At 39.9% G+C, this 18,009-nt stretch carries 12 protein-coding genes; 4 read left to right on the forward strand and 8 right to left on the reverse strand.

The genetic code is table 11. The features are described from left to right. Positions 1 to 41: 41 nt before the first annotated feature. From thiE to M5E07_RS10885, 4 genes are all read right to left on the reverse strand, one after another. On the reverse strand, positions 42 to 662 hold the full coding sequence (gene thiE, locus M5E07_RS10870) for a thiamine phosphate synthase (protein WP_131325766.1): 621 nt from the start codon (positions 660 to 662) through the stop codon (positions 42 to 44). A 136-nt stretch (positions 663 to 798) separates the two neighbouring features. Then, on the reverse strand, positions 799 to 1,203 hold the full coding sequence (rnk, locus tag M5E07_RS10875; protein WP_252219200.1) for a nucleoside diphosphate kinase regulator: 405 nt from the start codon (positions 1,201 to 1,203) through the stop codon (positions 799 to 801). A 167-nt stretch (positions 1,204 to 1,370) separates the two neighbouring features. Beyond that, on the reverse strand, positions 1,371 to 2,624 hold the full coding sequence (gene glyA, locus M5E07_RS10880) for a serine hydroxymethyltransferase (RefSeq protein WP_116761717.1): 1,254 nt from the start codon (positions 2,622 to 2,624) through the stop codon (positions 1,371 to 1,373). A 156-nt stretch (positions 2,625 to 2,780) separates the two neighbouring features. Beyond that, positions 2,781 to 4,007 (reverse strand): alpha/beta hydrolase, encoded by a 1,227-nt coding sequence (locus M5E07_RS10885; protein WP_252219202.1) that lies wholly within the window; start codon positions 4,005 to 4,007, stop codon positions 2,781 to 2,783. Positions 4,008 to 4,238: 231 nt separating this feature from the next. On the opposite strand from M5E07_RS10885, the gene M5E07_RS10890 reads away from it, so the two are divergent. From M5E07_RS10890 to M5E07_RS10900, 3 genes are all read left to right on the forward strand, one after another. Continuing rightward, positions 4,239 to 4,937, forward strand: a complete 699-nt coding sequence (locus M5E07_RS10890; protein WP_252219204.1) for an exonuclease domain-containing protein — start codon at positions 4,239 to 4,241, stop codon at positions 4,935 to 4,937. Positions 4,938 to 5,024: 87 nt separating this feature from the next. Next, complete coding sequence (locus tag M5E07_RS10895; RefSeq protein ID WP_252219206.1) at positions 5,025 to 5,675, forward strand: hypothetical protein; 651 nt, start codon at positions 5,025 to 5,027, stop codon at positions 5,673 to 5,675. Between the two features lie 213 nt (positions 5,676 to 5,888). Next, the gene (locus M5E07_RS10900; protein WP_252219209.1) at positions 5,889 to 6,233 is read left to right on the forward strand and encodes a hypothetical protein; all 345 of its coding nucleotides are present in this window, start codon (positions 5,889 to 5,891) and stop codon (positions 6,231 to 6,233) included. Positions 6,234 to 6,608: 375 nt separating this feature from the next. Here the strand turns inward: M5E07_RS10900 and M5E07_RS10905 are convergent, their stop codons facing one another. From M5E07_RS10905 to M5E07_RS10920, 4 genes are all read right to left on the reverse strand, one after another. Further along, positions 6,609 to 7,958, reverse strand: a complete 1,350-nt coding sequence (locus tag M5E07_RS10905) for a metal-dependent hydrolase family protein (RefSeq protein WP_252219212.1) — start codon at positions 7,956 to 7,958, stop codon at positions 6,609 to 6,611. A gap of 60 nt (positions 7,959 to 8,018) precedes the next feature. Then, positions 8,019 to 8,816 carry a trimeric autotransporter adhesin/peptidogylcan-associated protein TpgA gene (gene tpgA, locus M5E07_RS10910; RefSeq protein WP_252219215.1) on the reverse strand — a complete coding sequence of 266 codons (798 nt, stop codon included), beginning with the start codon at positions 8,814 to 8,816 and terminating at the stop codon, positions 8,019 to 8,021. Positions 8,817 to 8,879: 63 nt separating this feature from the next. After that, positions 8,880 to 15,644 (reverse strand): YadA-like family protein, encoded by a 6,765-nt coding sequence (locus tag M5E07_RS10915; protein ID WP_252219218.1) that lies wholly within the window; start codon positions 15,642 to 15,644, stop codon positions 8,880 to 8,882. Next, positions 15,644 to 15,763 (reverse strand): ESPR domain-containing protein, encoded by a 120-nt coding sequence (locus M5E07_RS10920; RefSeq protein WP_252219221.1) that lies wholly within the window; start codon positions 15,761 to 15,763, stop codon positions 15,644 to 15,646. The genes M5E07_RS10915 and M5E07_RS10920 overlap by 1 nt, the downstream gene beginning before the upstream one ends. Before the next feature lie 515 nt (positions 15,764 to 16,278). Here M5E07_RS10920 and aspT point away from each other — a divergent pair. Then, complete coding sequence (aspT, locus tag M5E07_RS10925) at positions 16,279 to 17,964, forward strand: aspartate-alanine antiporter (protein WP_252219226.1); 1,686 nt, start codon at positions 16,279 to 16,281, stop codon at positions 17,962 to 17,964. Positions 17,965 to 18,009: the final 45 nt, after the last annotated feature.

Consider the following 18,009-nt stretch of genomic DNA (forward strand, 5'->3'; position numbering starts at 1 on the left):
GAATTTACTCAACCTAAATAGAAAATAATCGACTTACAACATTATGCAGTTTTAGCAAATAACTGTGCCCATGCATGCACACGGGATGGGATGTCAGCTACGTTCAATGCTAATATATCACTAATTACCGCGCAAAGGTCCGCACCTTTGGTGATCACAAGCCCTGAATTTTCAACGCTTAAACCACCAATTGCACAAATAGGCACTGCAAATTTCTGCCTCGCCTGAGCAATCACTTCAATACCCACATTCCCTGCTTCTGGCTTGGTTGCGGTTGCATAGACGGCACCAAATGCCACATAAGTCGCACCTTCCGAAATCGCCTTTTCTGCTAAGGCTAAAGAATTTAAACAGGTACGCCCAATAATGACGCCTTGTGGTAGGCGAGCAACTGCATCAGCAATTTCACCATCATCCTGTCCTAAATGCACACCCAATCCGTATTGTTGTGCAAGAGCCAAATCATCATTAATTACAAATGGTACAGCATACTGCTCGCATACTGCTTTAATTTGCTCAACTTCTACTGGCTGATCTGCCTGACTTATTTTTTTACGGCGATATTGAAGAATTGCAATCTGTCCGGTTGCCAAAGCTGCGTGTAATTTTTCTAGCAATACATTTAACGGATCATCATTGGTAATGAGGTATAAACCACGCATAAAAACGCCTTTCCACAACGGTTTAAAGAATCAATCTAGAGATAAATTCTAAGATTTCATAAAAAAGCCATCATAGCATTATGATGGCTTTTCGGCAGATGAGATTTGCCCAATTTTAATGCATTCATTGGGGTACTTATAAATAATTACCTTCTCGTTCAGGTTGATACAATACACGTTCGATTCTAACCTTCATTAAATGTCCATCAGGTTGTGGCCATTCAATTTCCTGCCCCTCAGCGAGTCCCAGAATTGCTGCACCTACAGGAGCAAGCACATTCACCTGTCCTTTATCTCCACGAAAATCATGCGGATAAACCAAGGTGATTTCTGTAGCCGTTGTGTCTGGCGTAATGGTCACCAAAACACGTGCATTCATGGTCACGACATTGGCAGGAACATCTTGCGGAGCTACAACATTTGCACGCGCCAACTCCTCTTCTAAATGCTCCATGGTTGGCGTTAATTTTGATTGATGCTCTAACATAGTTTCTAAACGATTCATATCTTGTTCAGAAATGATAATAGTTGGTTTGTCCATAAAACCGTCCTTCTCAAAAATTCATGTTCTAAATTTTGCTTTGGTATGTTCTTTATTTTCACATGCTGAATTATTTATAGCAGAAAATGAAGAACGGTGAAGATAAGCATTTTGTATAGATATAAAAAAAGCCCCCCTTGAGGGAGGCTTCTCAAGCATATTGCTAATTATTTTGCATATACAGGGAATTTAGCACATACCGCTGCAACTTTTGCTTTTACGATTTCGATAACTGTTTCACTGCCTTTCGAATCAAGAATGTCAGCAATCCAGCCCGCCAATTCGCGAACTTCTGCTTCACCAAAGCCACGAGTCGTTACTGCTGGTGTACCAATACGAATACCAGAAGTAACAAACGGAGAACGTGGGTCATTTGGTACTGAGTTTTTGTTCACAGTAATGTGAGCAGCACCCAACCAAGCATCCGCATCTTTACCAGTAATGTCTTGTTTGATTAAAGATAACAAGAACAAGTGGTTTTCTGTACCACCAGAAACAACATCATAACCACGAGCAATTAATACTTCAGCCATCGCTTGAGCATTTTTAACTACTTGTTGTTGATATTCTTTGTATTCAGGTGCCATCGCTTCTTTAAAGCAAATTGCTTTAGCCGCAATCGCATGAACTAATGGACCACCTTGGTTTCCTGGGAATACTGCTGATTGAAGTTTTTTCTCAATTTCTTCATTCGCTTTTGCTAGGATTAAACCAGAACGTGGACCACGAAGTGTTTTGTGAGTCGTAGTAGTCGTTACGTCAGCAATTTGCACTGGGCTTGGGTAAACACCCGCAGCAACTAGACCAGCAACGTGCGCCATGTCTACAAATAGGTAAGCACCCACTTTATCCGCGATGTCACGGAAACGTTGCCAATCGACGATTTGGCTATATGCAGAGAAACCAGCAACGATCATACGTGGCTTGTGTTCAACTGCTAAACGCTCAACTTCTTCATAATCGATCTCGCCAGTTTCTGGGTTTAGACCGTACTGAATTGCATTATATGTTTTACCAGAGAAGCTAACTTTAGCACCGTGAGTCAAGTGACCACCGTGAGCCAAGCTCATACCTAAAACAGTATCGCCTGGGTTAAGAAGCGCTAAGTAAACAGCAGAGTTTGCTTGTGAACCTGCGTGTGGTTGCACGTTTGCGTAATCTGCACCAAAAAGCTCTTTAGCACGGTCAATTGCTAATTGTTCAATTACGTCTACATATTCACAACCGCCATAATAGCGTTTGCCTGGGTAGCCTTCTGCATATTTGTTAGTGAGTTTTGATCCTTGAGCTTCCATTACTGCTGGTGAGCAATAGTTTTCTGATGCGATTAACTCAATGTGAGCTTCCTGACGAGCGTCTTCGTTAGAAATTGCTTGAGCTAATTCTGGATCAAATTCAGCAATAGAGATATTGGCAAACATTAGCGAGGTCCTATGTATTTAGGGCTTTTAAGCCGTGCTAAGATTGGCGCGTATTGTAGCACGAAGTTTGCAAATATTGAGAATGATGTTTGCTCAGTTTTACATAAAAAAAGCTCATGTTGATAAAAAACATAAGCTTCTTTTGTTCAACTCAACTTATTGAATTGGCATTAATGTTTGTACATCTATCAAAATATTCGGAATATTTAGCACATAAGCCGTACCATGATCCCAAGTCGTGTTGGTTTTATAGGTGATTTGCGAGTTTTTAGCCGCATCTCCACTCAGCAATGTGTCTGTAGCAACTTTTGGAACAGTAGTATCCATAGCACCTTGATAAATAATAATAGGCGTACTTATTTTAACCTGAAGAGGCTGTGAATCTGTATTTAAGAACTTTTTCACTGGAGATAAGGTCATAAAACCACTTTGTGTTCGTGGGTAATTGGTAATATCTCCAGCATGCGTTTGTGCATAAGCTTGCATACCTAAACCAAATTCCTGCCCTAAAGAGATATAACAATCCGTTTCAGCATTATCGGCAATTTGGTCGGTTGGAGACTTAAACACTTGGCTGTATTGCAAGCTTGGATTTGGATTACGTAAGCCTGCTGTAATTAAAGCTGTAAATGTATCTAAGGAAGCCAGCGTGGTAATTTTATCGGTTAAATTGGTTTGTTGAGCCGCAAGACTCTCGCCTGCCAGCAAAATCAACTCAAGATTGGACGCAGGTGCAACCGCCACAGTTCCTTTATAGTCCAGTTGTGCTCTAGACTGATATTGCGCTGCACTCAAAGCAGCATGTCCACCTTGTGAATGCCCGACAGTCATCCAACGATTCGACACTTTATTACCCAAATAATTTCGCGCTGCCACAACGGCGTCAGTAATTGAAAATGCCTCGCTTTTTACATTTAAGAAAGGATGTAATTCCTTATTGTCTGGCTCACCCAGCCCTTCGTAATCTGGAGCAACCACCACATAACCTGCTGTTAATAAACCATCAATCATCGCTTTAATATAGCTATTTAATTGACTACGACTAGGCGCACAAATATCCGCAACTCCGGTAGTTCCATGTGCCCAAACCACAATTGGCCAACCTTTCGCAGGTGGTGCTGTTTTTGGTGTAAAGACCAAAGCCGTAGCTTGCACTTCTTCATTATTAATGCCGAGCATTTTATAAGTCATGACCACACTTTCACCCGCTGTCGCAGACATGTCGGTTAGGTTATAAACTGTGGGTGTAGAAACAACAGGATTTGCAATGTTGTTTTTGGGAATATTATCCCCCGAATTATAAGCATCATGATCATCATCATGACACGCACTTAATAGCATAGCCGTACTGGTCAAAACGGCGATCAACATTCTTCTCTGCATCGTTTATGTCCTTATTCAGTTTTTATTGTTTTTTTGCTTCATTTTCAGCAACGTTTTATTTTTACTCTTTTTTATCATCTTGTTCAATTTTATTTCAATTTGGACAACATAAATCTTAAACATCTTTCAGCATTAACCTTCCGCAATCAAAGCCCATCGACACATTAAATTTGTTTCATAAGTCCCGAAAATGTTAAATTGAGGCATTCTGCTGCACTTTAGGATTTTTATATGCATGCCATTATTTTGGATACAGAAACTCATACCTTAAATGGTCAACCCATCGAAATTGCATATGCACCTATTGAAGTCGAAAATGGCAAACTGACTCTAGATAAGTCCAAATTATTTGACCAACTCTATAGCGTGGATGAACCAATCTCTTTTGCAGCTATGGCAGTACATCATATTTTAGAATCTGACCTAATCGATCAACCTCACTACAGTAGCTTTATCCTCCCAACCGATACACAATATATTATTGGTCATAATGTTGATTATGATATTCACGCCATTGAAAAATGCGGTGTCGATACCAGTTCAATAAAAGCAATCTGCACATTAGCGCTAGCGCGTCGTGTATGGCCCGATGCTGAAGCGCATAATATCTCAGCGTTAATTTATATGATCAGTAAAGGCAGTGAAAAAGCCCGAGAAATGATTAAAAAAGCACATCGTGCAGACATGGACATTATTCTGACGGCCAACATTTTAATGCACATTGTTCATCAACTAAATATTAACAGTATTGAAGAACTTTATGCCGCTTCTGAAGATGCGAGAATTCCACGAAGCATTAACTTTGGCAAACATCGCGGTACCAATATCACAGATCTGCCTGCGGACTATATCCAGTGGTTACTCCGTCAAGATGAGCTTGATCCCTACTTACGTAAGGCATTAGAAAATGTGAATTTGGTCACAGTATAAATCTATGATTTGTAATTAAATTTTAACAATAGTGTAATTTTTACGCAGTATAGTCTGCTTAATTTATCTCATGGAATAAATTAAGACATGATTCACTATTCTAAAACACAATTAGGACATGACGCACTAAAACAACGTAGCTTGCAATTAAATGCAAGACAGCGTCGCTTGCTGGTTCTTATCGGAACTGAAGATTTCGACTCCATGAACGAAATCTTCAAACAGCGCCTTGCCCCACCAGAACTGATTGAACAGTTGAGTGAAATGGGGCTAATTATGGCTTCAAGTATTCGGTCTTTGGCTGAAACAACCGATCAAATTCAAACTACATCGCTTCATACAGCGCAGCAAAATGCTTTTACCCATCGTCTAACGAAAGAACCTCAACAGCCTATTCAATTAGAAATTACTGAACCTAGACCACAAGCTGTACGACTCAGTGAAGAACAAATTGTTCAACCTAACCCATCTATAGAAGTTGAACCTAAATTTGAAGATTTAGTCGCTCTGGATTTTGATGATGTCAAATATTTAATGGCGCAACTGCTGCAAAAATACTGCGGACTCATGGCAAAACAACTAATTCTACGCATTCAAGGATCAGAGGATATTCGTGCGCTCAAATTATGCCAGATGCAATGGATTACCCAGTTACAGGAAACTCGCATTCCGCCCAAAGAACTGAATCGAATTTTGCATCAAATTAATTTTTCACTGCAACGGCTTAATCCAGCGTGAAAATTTAAGACTTATTTTGTTTTAAGCCATTCTAAATAATGTTTTATCTATGCATAAACGAATTGAGAAATCATCTGATAAATCAATTAATTGGAACTAAACAATCAGTTAATATGCCTAATGTTAGGATTATTTGTATGTCCTGTTTCCACCTAAGTCATATAGTTTTAAACCTAATTTTCAATGAAATAGAGCTATTTAGGTTCTGAAATAATGCCGCACATTTTAGTTTTTCATCCAGATGATCATCCTGCACATCTTAAAAAAGTCGGCAATTGGGTCATTACCTTTCCACCTGATTCGCCTCTGGAATGTACTTCACAATTAATTATTCGCAGTGTAATTCCACCGCAAATGGACAAACAGTGGCAACTGCAAAGTTTAGAGATTCAGCAAACTGAAGTCATCCAACACTGGGAAATCATCTCGATATCTTATTTTGATGGAACACATTTGAAAAAGTTAAATTCTGAACAATTCAATATCGATGCAGATAAAATGATGAATGGTCTGATTTTAGAATTGAAAAAATATGATGTGTACGTCGAGTTGCAATAAAAATTAAAGATTTATACTTGTTATAAGTAAGGCAATAAATGCTGTCGTAAAATATAGAACCTTAAAACAGCAAGAACTCGCATTTCTGCGAGTTCTTTTATGTTGGATGGCTAGTGCTGATTTTTTATTTGAACTTAACGTTGCAAATTCAATTAGCTGTCAATGATCCGTCCAACTACTTCGTAGCTCTTTGTGTTGCTAGCTACTGTAGTTTCACTATAAGTCTATGCCATATATTTGGCAAGTCACTGTGACATTTCAAAACAACTTATATGCAAAAAACACATTGAATAATTATTAATCAAGTGATCCAATAGATGAGCTTTAAAATCCACATTTACACGTCGGTTTACCCTAATGCAATTCATTAGATTTTCACTTAATTAAATTTTTATAAATAACACCATCTTTCATAATCACGAGAAAATTACTTTCTGGGTTAGCAATCAACTGAATATTGTCTAATGGATTTCCATTTACTAGTAATAAGTCAGCTAAAGCACCTTCCTCAATGACTCCAAGTTTTCCAGCATAAGGACTTCGTTGCCCAGATAAGCTTAGCAGTTCTGCATTTGTTGATGTTGCCATGCGTAATACTTCTGGGGGACTATACCATTTAGTCATAGTTGTAAGAATGGCTCCTTGATTTTTAGTTGCTTTAGAGTCAAATAAAATGTCAGTTCCCCATGCTACTTTCAGCTTATATTTTTTTGCTAATTTAAATGCTGTGTCTGTCCCTGTTTGTACCTCTATTTGCTTCTCTCTAGCTTCACCTTGTTGTGGATTCGCAAATTCATTATCAATAAATGCCTGCCCACTGAGCCAAGCTTTCTTTTCAGCCATCATTTTTGCAGTCGGTTCATCCATTAACTGAGCATGCTCAATAACTTTTACGCCGCCACGTAAAGCGGCTTGTATCGCACGTGGGGTATATGCATGAACTGAAACATAGGTTCCCCAATTTTCTGCTGCATTAACGGCTGCCTGAAATTCTTCTTCACTATACTGAGCAACATCGATTGGGTCATATTGTGAAGATACACCGCCTCCAGCCGCCAATTTAATTTGACTGGCTCCCAACATTAATTGCTCTCTAACTCTTTTTGTCACCTCATTCGGTCCATCTGCAATGACCCCACCACCAATTTGTTCTCCACGACTTAATCCCCCTCCTCCTGAGGATGGAATATCATAAGTCATTCTAAAATCACCATGTCCACCGGTTTGCGAAATCATGGCACCAGATGGCCAAATGCGCGGTCCTTCTACAATCTTCGCATCAATTGCTCGTTTCAAAGAAAAAGTTGGACCACTCATATCTCGTACACTAGTGAACCCTCGCATTAAAGTATTTCGTGCTTCTTGCGCTGCGTTGAAATTGAAATCTGCAACTTCAGATGTCAGAAGCTTAGAAACTGGCATTGCAGCCATCATGGCATGCCAATGTGCATCAATCAAACCCGGCATTAATACCTTTTGAGAGCCATTAATAATTTGTGTATGAGCATTCGAAGGTATATTGCTCTTAGAGATCTGTTGAATTTTATTGCCTCGAATCAAGACATTCATTGGAGAAGTTACTTTCTGTGACTTTCCATCAAAAATTTGAACATTTTGAAATAGAACTTCTTGTATATCATCCGACATAGGAGACTCCGCAAATGCAGTTGAAGTAAATCCCAAGAAACTAACGACAATGGCACACATTCTTTTTTTTGTTTCCATAATCAAACCTCTCATAAGTTATAATTGATGATTAAATAATATGTTTTTATAAAGCATGTCTTACCAATCTACATTCACACGTCGATTAGGACCCAAGCAACTAATTAGATTTTCATTACGCTGACTACCATCACACTGCTGGTACAAATCAGTTTTATTGTTCGCTTTGATTTTAATCCGTTGTGGAGCAACACCATATTGAACCAGTAACTGGGCTACAGTATTGGCACGTGCCCGAGAGAGCTTTTGATTATAATCATCTGAGCCTAATCTATCTGTATAGCCAGACACAACAACTTGACTGGTCTGACTGGTTTGATTAATCAGATTTGCAAGTGTGCTTATGGAACGCTCACCAGTCACTATTCCTGCTGCATCTGAGCGATCAAACTCAAAAAGAATATCAATTACACTCTCTGTTGTGTCTACAGTTTGAGTCACTGGTAATTCGGGTTGAGGCTTCGCAATCTGCTCGGGATACTTTACGAGTTTTTCACAATCTTCGCCTTTCCAACTTAAACGTTCTGATAACGATTTTCGATCAAAGTCGACTCTTAACTGACATCGTTTATATTGTTGTGTATTCGGTACTCGAATATCTAAAACATAGTTCCATGTTTTTGGACCGAATATACCTTCATTAAATTGTGGATCACCTAAAATATGCCGAAATTGATTTTTATCCAAACCCACATCAAGTCGTGCAATATCATTCACGTCATAACGTTTAACTTGTTTTAAATAACTTTTTTTTAAATCCGGAAAACTAACTTGCTGTCCCGTTGACACAACCGTTTCCGCAGCCATAGTCGATAAGGGAACACATAGCATCACACTATAAAGAAAGGTTTTTTTCATAGCAGTTATTCTCATTCATATTCTAATTAAAATGGACAAAACTTGAGAGCCTCACTGAGAGGTCTAATCAATCACACCACTAAATCCAATACGTACACTTGGATCCCCCTGTGATGCCGCAGCCATGCCTCCAGTAAATGACCAACGCCCATTATCGGCTGTCTTACGCAAGGTGACACCAACCGCATTTTCCCCACCATGGTATGCAGCCCCAGCAGCATAAGTGAATTTTCCTGCTACAAATGGTGCACCTTCCATTGCCATAGCTGCCGCAATACCTGCATTTGCCTTTTTCTCTACATCATCAATTCGCCCATTGGTGTTATAGAATATCTGGTCGATTCGATCTCCTAAATTGGTAATTCTGTCGCCCAAATCAATATCGGCTTGATTGAGTGCGCCTAAAGCATCACCTACATTATGGTATGTCCCCTTGTTTACATTATAAGTAGGGGCTGTGAATTGTCCGTTTTCATATTTTGCGCCCCCACCTAATGAGGTCGTAATATATTGATTTGAAGTATTCAGTTGTGAGCCGTTCACAGCATCTTTAGACGTGCTTAAAACCTCTCCAGCCGCCACATTGGTAATTTTTTTGTTGCCTGCATTAATACCATTTTGGTCAATCGTGACGTCTCCAACTTTGACGGTATTTGCAGTGACAGTATTAGAAGTAACGGAATTAAATTTCACATCGTCCGCTGTGGCTACAACAAACTCTTTACCACCTGCACTGTTCTTAGTCTCAGTCACTGTAATATTTTGACCCGAAACAACTGTAGAATGCTGCCCAGCCTTTTGATTAATTGAGCTAATGGCATCATTAATATTGGTTTCACCTGTTCCTCCAATATTAACAATGGTATTACCATCTCCACCTTGGAATGCTCCATCACCAATAATGTCATGGATTTGGCTACCATTCACGGCGTCTTTACTGTTCTGTGCGATACTACCCTCTGCAACATTCGTTACCTTATTTCCAGCTGCATCAATGCCATTTTTGGTAACGCTTGGCCCACCAGTAATTGTAAGTCCATCATTATTAATAACAGTATCGCCTGTAGTTACACTATCAACTTTAATATCTTTAGCGAGTTCAACACTGACGTTATTTCCGCTATTACTTATATTAATATTTCCGTCTTTATTGCCAAAATCTACAGTATCCTCAGACTTTACTTGACTGCTATTTGCTCCATTGGTTGTTAAGTTCCACCCTTTATTGGCTGTTTGTATACTGTCGCTGACCGCTTTAAGTTGGTCCTCTGTAGCAGCCTGCCCACTGACATAATTATTTGGATCGAAAGTTTTATTGGTTAATCCACCAATGGTTCCTGTTGAGCCATTTACAATGACAGGGTTTGCTCCACCTACAATAATCTGCGTAGGCCCTAGTTGAGTTTGGAACAAACCATTGCTGAGATTAATACTGCCTGCACCAATCAAACTACTATTGGTTCCATCGCTGACTAATGTTCCATCTGTGGTACTGGTATTGGTTTTATTGCCATCTTTTAGCTCAACTTTGCCATCAGTGACCTTACTTTTTCCAACCGTTAAACTACCTGCACTGGTTAGATCAATATTTTTAGATAATTCGACTTGGACTTTTCCACCTGAAACTTTGGTACTGATATTACTATCTGCACCAATCACCTCAATGCTTTCCCCCAACGTCTTGGTTACGGTATTACCATCTTCCGCGGTTAAAGCAAAGCCCGCATTGTTTAAACCTGTTTGGATTTCTTTAAGCTGTTCTTCTGTGGCTGCACGACCTACAGTCGCAAAGTCACCACTGGTTGTGGTTTTATTGGTTAGACCAGTAATCTCACCAGTATTACCATTCACAGTCACAGGATTTCCACCTGTTGCAGGTCCAATTTTTACAACTGGCTCTAGCCCAAAAGTAATGCCATTACTGCCTGTATTGGTAATTTTAATATTGCTATCTGTTGCACTAAAATCAACATTTTCACCAAGAGCAATGGTGTCTTTAGCGCCAGTGTCTGCATTCGCACTGACTGTAAAACCTTTATCGATAATCTGTTTAATTTGACTGCCGTTTACAGCATCCATTGAACTATCTGTAATATCACCCGCAGCAACATTGGTAATTTTATTGGTTCCCGCATTTATACCTGTCACTGTCACACTTGGTGCATTCGGGACCGCACCACCACTTGAGTTCACGAAGGTTAAGCCTTTGCTGTCAATAACCGTACCCCCAGCATTAACACTATCGAGCTTAATATCTTTGGCAAGTTTAATGGTCAGTTTATTATCGGTACTGTCTGCTACTACTCCAATATTGTTATCCGTCAGATTAGCTTCAACTGACTCTCCACCCACAATACTTAAGCGTTGACCCAATCTCCGATCGACATTTACACCTGCATTGTCACCCACAAATGTAAGCGGCGTTGCCAATTGATCTTCTGTTGCAGCCCGCCCAGACACATAATTAAGTGGATCAAAGGTAGTATTGCTCAAGCCTGTAATCGTGCCATTTTTGCCATTAATTGCAATGGTTGCACCACCTGGCAGACCACCAATATTCACGACTTCCGCCAATTTCAAATCAAGGTCAGCCCCGATATTACTAATCAAAAGGTTATTGTCACTATTTGAGAAATCTACAGTCGCATCAGGTGCAATATTGGTACTACTGCTTACATCTTTATTGGTCGTTAAATTCCAGCCTTTGTTGGCATTCTGAGCAGTGTCATTCACTAATTTAAGTTGTTCTTCTGTCGCTGCTCGTCCAACCGTTGCAAAATCTGCTTCCGTTAGCGTCTTATTGGTTAATCCAGTTAAAGTACCTGTTGTGCCACTAAGCAGTACATTATTGGTCGCATTTTTTAAATTAATACTACTGGCATTACTGGTGTTACTGTCTGCTCCAGAGGTCATCACGTTTTGGGTCGATGTGCTTATATTACTGTTATTTGCACTGTCTCTAATTTCAACCTGACCATCGGTCACTTTAGTTGTCCCGACAGTTAAACTCCCTTGCGCTGTAAGGTTTACATCCTTCGCCAATTTAAGTTGTAAAGTATCTGTACCATCTGCTACAACACCAATATTGCCATCGGTAAGCACTCCTGTGGCACCCCCTTTAACATTGAGTTGCTCTCCTAATTTGCGGTCTACCTTGGTACCACTATCACCTGCAAAACTCAGTGCAGTGTCAGCCAAATCCGTAATGGCTTGATTGGTTTGATAGAGCTGACTGCCATTAATGGCATCTGTACTTGAACTACTAATCCGTCCTGCCGCAACATTGACAATGGTGCGTTCAGAGCCTACATCTCCCACACTCACACTTGATGAGATGGTCGGAGCACCCGCAAAATTATAGGTTTTGCCATTAATAATCATGGATGGTGTCGCCACATAGGCAGCAGAGACTGAATTGTTGCCTAAAACGACTGCATTTTCATGCGAAGCCGTTGCAGATTTACCAAATACAGATGCGCCCTTTGCAGTCACAGAAGCACTGTTTCCTATAGCAACTGCATCTTCCTGAAGTGCTGTTGCACTTGTACCTATAGCGACAGAATTCAGTGCATTTGCATTGGACTGTTTACCTAATGCAATTGCATTAACGCCATTAGAAGTCGCATTGTTACCTATCGCGGTTGCATCTCGAGCACGACTAATGCTGTTTACCCCGAAAGCAATTGCATTTTCACCAGAACTTTCAGCATTTTGACCAATTGCCATCGCTTTGGCAGCAAAACTCTTTGATTGTGAACCGATTGCTAAACCATCTTGTGCCGTACTATTTGCATCCGATCCTATAGAGGTTGCACTAATGCCCGAAGCTTTAGCATTATCCCCATAGGCCATGCTATCTTCTGCACTTGCATTAGCAAATCGTCCCAACGCTACACCCTGCGCACCACTAGCTTTGGACTGGTATCCTATTGCAGTCGCATTGTCTCCTTGCGAAAGTGCTTGACGACCAATCGCAATACCTTGGTTCGCGGTATTCACCTCCGCATCACTCCCGATCACAACGGCATAATCGGAATTGTTACCATCTGCTTCGGAACCTTTCCCAATCACAACACTATCTTCACCTCGGCTTTCACTATTTTTACCAAAGGCAATATTATTTGTACCTGATGCTACGGCAGCATCACCAATCGCAATCGATGAAATTCCGATTGCTCCAGTTCCTGAACCGATAGCAATCGCTTGCTCTCTGGCCGCAATCACTGAATTACCCAAAGCAATACTATTGGATGCAGTCGAAGATGTACTCGCACTTGGCCCAATGGCTAAAGAATTAGTGCCTTGAGCACCAGTATTGTTTTCGTTATTTAAATCAGTTGTATTGACAGAAAAATAATGCGGTCCAGCCTCTGCGACTGCATTTTGCAACTGCCCTAAATTCACCGCAGAAGTTAAATCGTTTTCATCTGCTTTCACATTGCGAATAATGGTTCCATCTGTACCGACCAAATTCACCACAGATTTATCTGAGTTATACAACACGGCATCGGGTACGATACCTCCAATTTGTCCACTACCGAGTAAATCAAACGCATCTTGAATGGTGGTTGGAAGTTTACTTGTATCACCTGTAGATGGATCTATAACATTCACTTGTATGAGTGGAAGTGTTCCATCACTACTAATACTGGCAGGGTTACCACTTGAATCTGTTGCGCCCATCACTCGAATAATATCATTCTGCAATGCTTTAATTTGATTGACGGTCACAGCATCTTGTAGATCTGAGCCATCTGCAACATTGATAATGCGACGGAGTGTATTACTACTCCCGACCGATACAACGTTATATCCCCCCACACCTGCAGAAGCATTAGTGATATAACCATTACCAAATGAATTCACATCCGCAATACTTCCAGCACCTAATGCGACATCATTTTGTCCGGCCAATGCATCAGACCCTAAAGCAACACCAAAGGTTCCGTTTACAATAGCGTCATACCCTAAAGCAGCACCAGCTTGCGCTACAGTGGCACGAGACCCCACAGCAACACCCAAACTATCTGAGGTTGTTGAGGAGCCAATCGCTACTGAATTCTGTATAGTTGCATTTCTATCCGTATTACTTTGATAACCAATTGAAATATTTTGATTACCAGATAAATTTGCTCCTGCTTCTGTCCCTAAAGCAATGTTGTAATCCGAACTGGTTGTATTCACACTAGAATTACTACCAGCCCCAACACCTATAGAAATCGCTTGATTACCACCAATATTTTGCCCTGCGTTTGCACCTATCGCGATATGCCCATTTCTATCTTCAGTTCCTGAGCCAACTGAGCCTGATCCTGCCGAACTACCAATGGAAACACCGTCTGATACACTTGATTTTGCACCATTCCCTAAAGCAATTGCATTGGTACCAGAAGATGTCGTTTGATTACCAATTGCAACACTGGAACTTCCACCCGCAGAAGCCGAATTCCCTATTGCATTGGCATTTGTAGAAGCTGAAGCTAAAGTTCCGATCGCATTCGAATTCGATCCAAAGGCATTCGCTCCTTTACCGATTGCATTTGCATTGGTCCCTGTTGCCTGAACTGCATCACCAATCGCTACACTAGATGGCCCCCCTGCCAATGCTGATGCACCTAATGCAAGGCTTTTATCACCCACAGCCATATTGGCGCCATTTTGTAAAGCGGTTAAAAATTGTGTTACTTGGTCTGGAGAAACAGCCACTCCATTAATTTCAGAGATTGTACTGGTATCCGTACCTGTTGCCGTGACAGGAATGCCATTAATTGCAATAATTTGAGTATTTGAAACATTATAAGTTGGTGTAAGTGTACGTGCCTGACCACCATTACCAATAGAGGTTGAATTGGTGCCTAAAGCACCCGTTTCTTTACCGAAGGCAATAGAGTTGTCATTAAGTGCATTTGCTGTATCACCGACTGCAATACTGTTCAATCCTGCTGCATTTGAGAAATGCCCAACTGCAATCGAGGAATCACCAATTGATTTTGCAATAGGACCAATGGCAACAGAATTCAGCCCTGTCGCCTCTGAATCAGCTAAGGTGGAATTACTATGAAAATATTTTATACCCTGCCCACTCTGAAACAGTAAATCATTAATTTGCCCACCTGTAACAGCATCACTTGAACCCGCTGCGATATCCCCATCTGCAATATTAGTCAGCTTATCTCCACCAAGATCCAAACCATTTGCTGTACTAGACACAGTGGTATTATTGGTTGTATTGCCAATTTTTACCGTATTAAATTCAGGGTTATCGACCGTTGCAATTGAAATACTGGTGCCTGTATTAGTCACAGCAATATTCTTTCCATTCACAAAATTCACGGTATCAGATGATTTGATAGCGGTTGCACTACCACCATTCGTTTGCAAACTCCAAGTTTGATCTTTTAGCGCATTCAAATCTGCTGTGGATGCTTTGGTTGCCAAACCTGTTGAGGCATCATTCACTTGATTATTCAGAGTATTTAAATTGTTTTGAGTTTGAAGTAAATCTGATTGAGCAGCCTTAGTGGCTAATCCAGTACTTGCATCATTGACTTGATTATTTAAGGTATCAAAATCTGTTTGAGATACCTTGGTTGCTAAACCTGTTGAGCTATTATTGACTTGATCATCTAATGTCGTTAGATCGTTCTGCGTTTGTGTTAATTCACTACCCACTGTTGATAATGACACCCCATTTGCAACAACGTCCCCTGTAGAAGTTAAAGTGCCTGTTAAGGTAGTATCCCCGACTACTGATAAATTACCATTAATGTTCAAATCTTCATTAATATCTTGTGCTACTGCAACACCAGAACTCAATAATGACAACATTAAGACCGAGTTTGTAATGAGTTTATTTGCTGAAGATTTTTTTTACCTTTTGAATTTTCAGAAACTACAACCCAAGCTCCCAAAATACCACTCCACACCAACTTATACACTTTATTCATATTTTTACCTATATACTTATAAAACGTCTTTGATTTATTAGAAGAAGCAAATTTTTATAGATAATAAAATGCACAACTCCTTCATCTTTTTCTTTATTATTTACCAAATGATACATTATTCAAACAAATTAACAATAATAAAAGCTTACTTAAATTATTTAATTTAATTAATAATCAATAACTTATACTGTGTTCTCCTCCTGTTTACAAAGTGTATCTTCATATTTAGATCAATGAAATTCAAAAATAATTATAAGCTCAAAAAATAACATGAAATATAAATTAATTATGTTTATCAATTATTTAAAAAATATAAAGTTTTATAAAACCCATCTAAAAAACAATTATCTAATTAAAAATCAATAATTAACAAAACCATTAAATGAAATAAAACTTTTTAAATGAAATTGTAAATTTATTTGCTTAACACCTATTCGCAGAGTATTTTTAAAAGCACAAAAATAAATAAATTTTAATAAACAACATTAACCAAATGATAAAGTGAGACTATCCACATGATTGAATGGTTACAAAATGAATTAAAGCATAGTCCTGAAATACTCTTATTTTTATCCCTTGCAATTGGTTTTTGGATTGGTCAATTCCAATTTGGAAAATTTCAATTTGGAGGCGTGGCAGGTTCATTACTTGTCGCTGTTGTATTAAGTCTAATTGGTGTCCCTGTCGATAATGGAGTTAAAGCTCTTCTATTTGCACTTTTTATTTATGCGGTAGGCTTCGAAAGTGGTCCCCAGTTTTTTAAATCGCTGGGACCACAATCAATAAAAGAAATCTTACTTGCGGTATTTATGGCCATTAGTGGACTGATTACTGTTTTGCTGATGGCAAAGATTTTTAATCTAGATAAAGGTTTAGCTGCTGGTTTAGCCGCAGGTGGAATGACGCAATCTGCAATTATTGGTACTGCTGGTGATGCCCTGTCTCGACTAGACTTACCACTTGCAGAAATTCAAAAACTCCAAGCGAATGTCGCTATTGGCTATGCCGTCACCTACATTTTTGGATCTCTGGGCGCAATTATTATCTGTGTGAATATCTTGCCGAAATTCATGGGGCGAGAAATTCACGATGATGCTTTAAAAGCAGAAGCTGAACGCCTTAAAGGTGCTTTTGAACTCGCTCCAGGTCAAGAGCTTGCCATACCTGAAATTGTCGGTCGTATTTATAAAGTCCAACAAGCAGCGGGACAAACGCTAGCAGAAATTGAAACCCAAACACCAAGCTTGACTATTGAACGGTTAAAACGAAAAGATAAATTTATTGATGTGAGCCCTGAACTCTCACTTCAAACTGATGATGTCGTACTTGTGGTGGGTCGTCGTGCCAGTGTAGTTGCCGCCGCTGATCATATCGGGACCGAACTCCAATCCTCAGCAGGAATGGAAATGGTCATGGAAACAACAGATATCATTCTTAGAAACTCTAAATATATTGACCGAACACTGGGTGATGTTAAAGCCAATACCCCTGCTTATTTAAAGCATGGCATTTACGTTCTCGGTATTAAACGTAATGAAGAAGCTCAACCTTTAAGTGATGACACGATTCTTCGCCAAGGCGATGTTGTGACAGTTTATGGGACTAAAAGTGATTTAGAACGTTTAATCAAAGAAGCCGGTAAAGCATTACCAGAAAGTCTTAAAACAGACTGGATTTTTCATGGTGCAGGTCTAGTGGTGGGCTTATTGATTGGCTTATTTGTCATTCGTATTGGAGATGTCCCTCTCACACTCGGTGCAGGCGGTGGCGCATTATTATCGGGCCTTTTATTTGGTTGGCTACGTAGTCGAAATAAAGTTCACGGCAATATGCCTTTAGCCGCATCACAACTGCTTAAAGATTTAGGTCTTGCAGGCTTTGTCGCTGCCGTCGGCTTACAATCAGGTTTACAAGCAATTCAGACCATTAAAGAAAGCGGTCTGTCTTTATTTATGATTGGTGTCGTTGTCACTCTAGTGCCTTTAATTCTGTCCATGTTCTTTGCACGCTATGTGCTTCGTTATGACAATGTTGCAGTTATGGCAGGTGCCCTTTCGGGTGCGCGAAGTGCAAATCCAGCATTCGGTGGAGTACTAGATAAAGCTGGAAACTCTATTCCAACCGTACCATTTGCCATTACCTATGCATTAGCAAATGTATTTTTGACTTTACTCGGACCACTCATTGTCGGTTTGGCCTAAACAAGTTTTTATATCTAAAACACTTACACTTCACGATAATTAAGG

This window comes from Acinetobacter tibetensis, assembly GCF_023824315.1.
Taxonomy (GTDB): Bacteria; Pseudomonadota; Gammaproteobacteria; order Pseudomonadales; family Moraxellaceae; genus Acinetobacter; species Acinetobacter tibetensis.

Bases quoted from the DNA above. Each gene is read 5' to 3' on its own strand.
- M5E07_RS10890 (WP_252219204.1), top strand. From the start codon at position 4,239: ATGCATGCCATTATTTTGGATACAGAAACTCATACCTTAAATGGTCAA.
- M5E07_RS10905 (WP_252219212.1), bottom strand. From the start codon at position 7,958: ATGGAAACAAAAAAAAGAATGTGTGCCATTGTCGTTAGTTTCTTGGGA.
- thiE (WP_131325766.1), bottom strand. From the start codon at position 662: ATGCGTGGTTTATACCTCATTACCAATGATGATCCGTTAAATGTATTG.
- M5E07_RS10920 (WP_252219221.1), bottom strand. From the start codon at position 15,763: ATGAATAAAGTGTATAAGTTGGTGTGGAGTGGTATTTTGGGAGCTTGG.
- tpgA (WP_252219215.1), bottom strand. From the start codon at position 8,816: ATGAAAAAAACCTTTCTTTATAGTGTGATGCTATGTGTTCCCTTATCG.
- M5E07_RS10885 (WP_252219202.1), bottom strand. From the start codon at position 4,007: ATGCAGAGAAGAATGTTGATCGCCGTTTTGACCAGTACGGCTATGCTA.
- aspT (WP_252219226.1), top strand. From the start codon at position 16,279: ATGATTGAATGGTTACAAAATGAATTAAAGCATAGTCCTGAAATACTC.
- M5E07_RS10915 (WP_252219218.1), bottom strand. From the start codon at position 15,644: ATGTTGTCATTATTGAGTTCTGGTGTTGCAGTAGCACAAGATATTAAT.
- M5E07_RS10900 (WP_252219209.1), top strand. From the start codon at position 5,889: ATGCCGCACATTTTAGTTTTTCATCCAGATGATCATCCTGCACATCTT.
- M5E07_RS10895 (WP_252219206.1), top strand. From the start codon at position 5,025: ATGATTCACTATTCTAAAACACAATTAGGACATGACGCACTAAAACAA.
- glyA (WP_116761717.1), bottom strand. From the start codon at position 2,624: ATGTTTGCCAATATCTCTATTGCTGAATTTGATCCAGAATTAGCTCAA.
- rnk (WP_252219200.1), bottom strand. From the start codon at position 1,203: ATGGACAAACCAACTATTATCATTTCTGAACAAGATATGAATCGTTTA.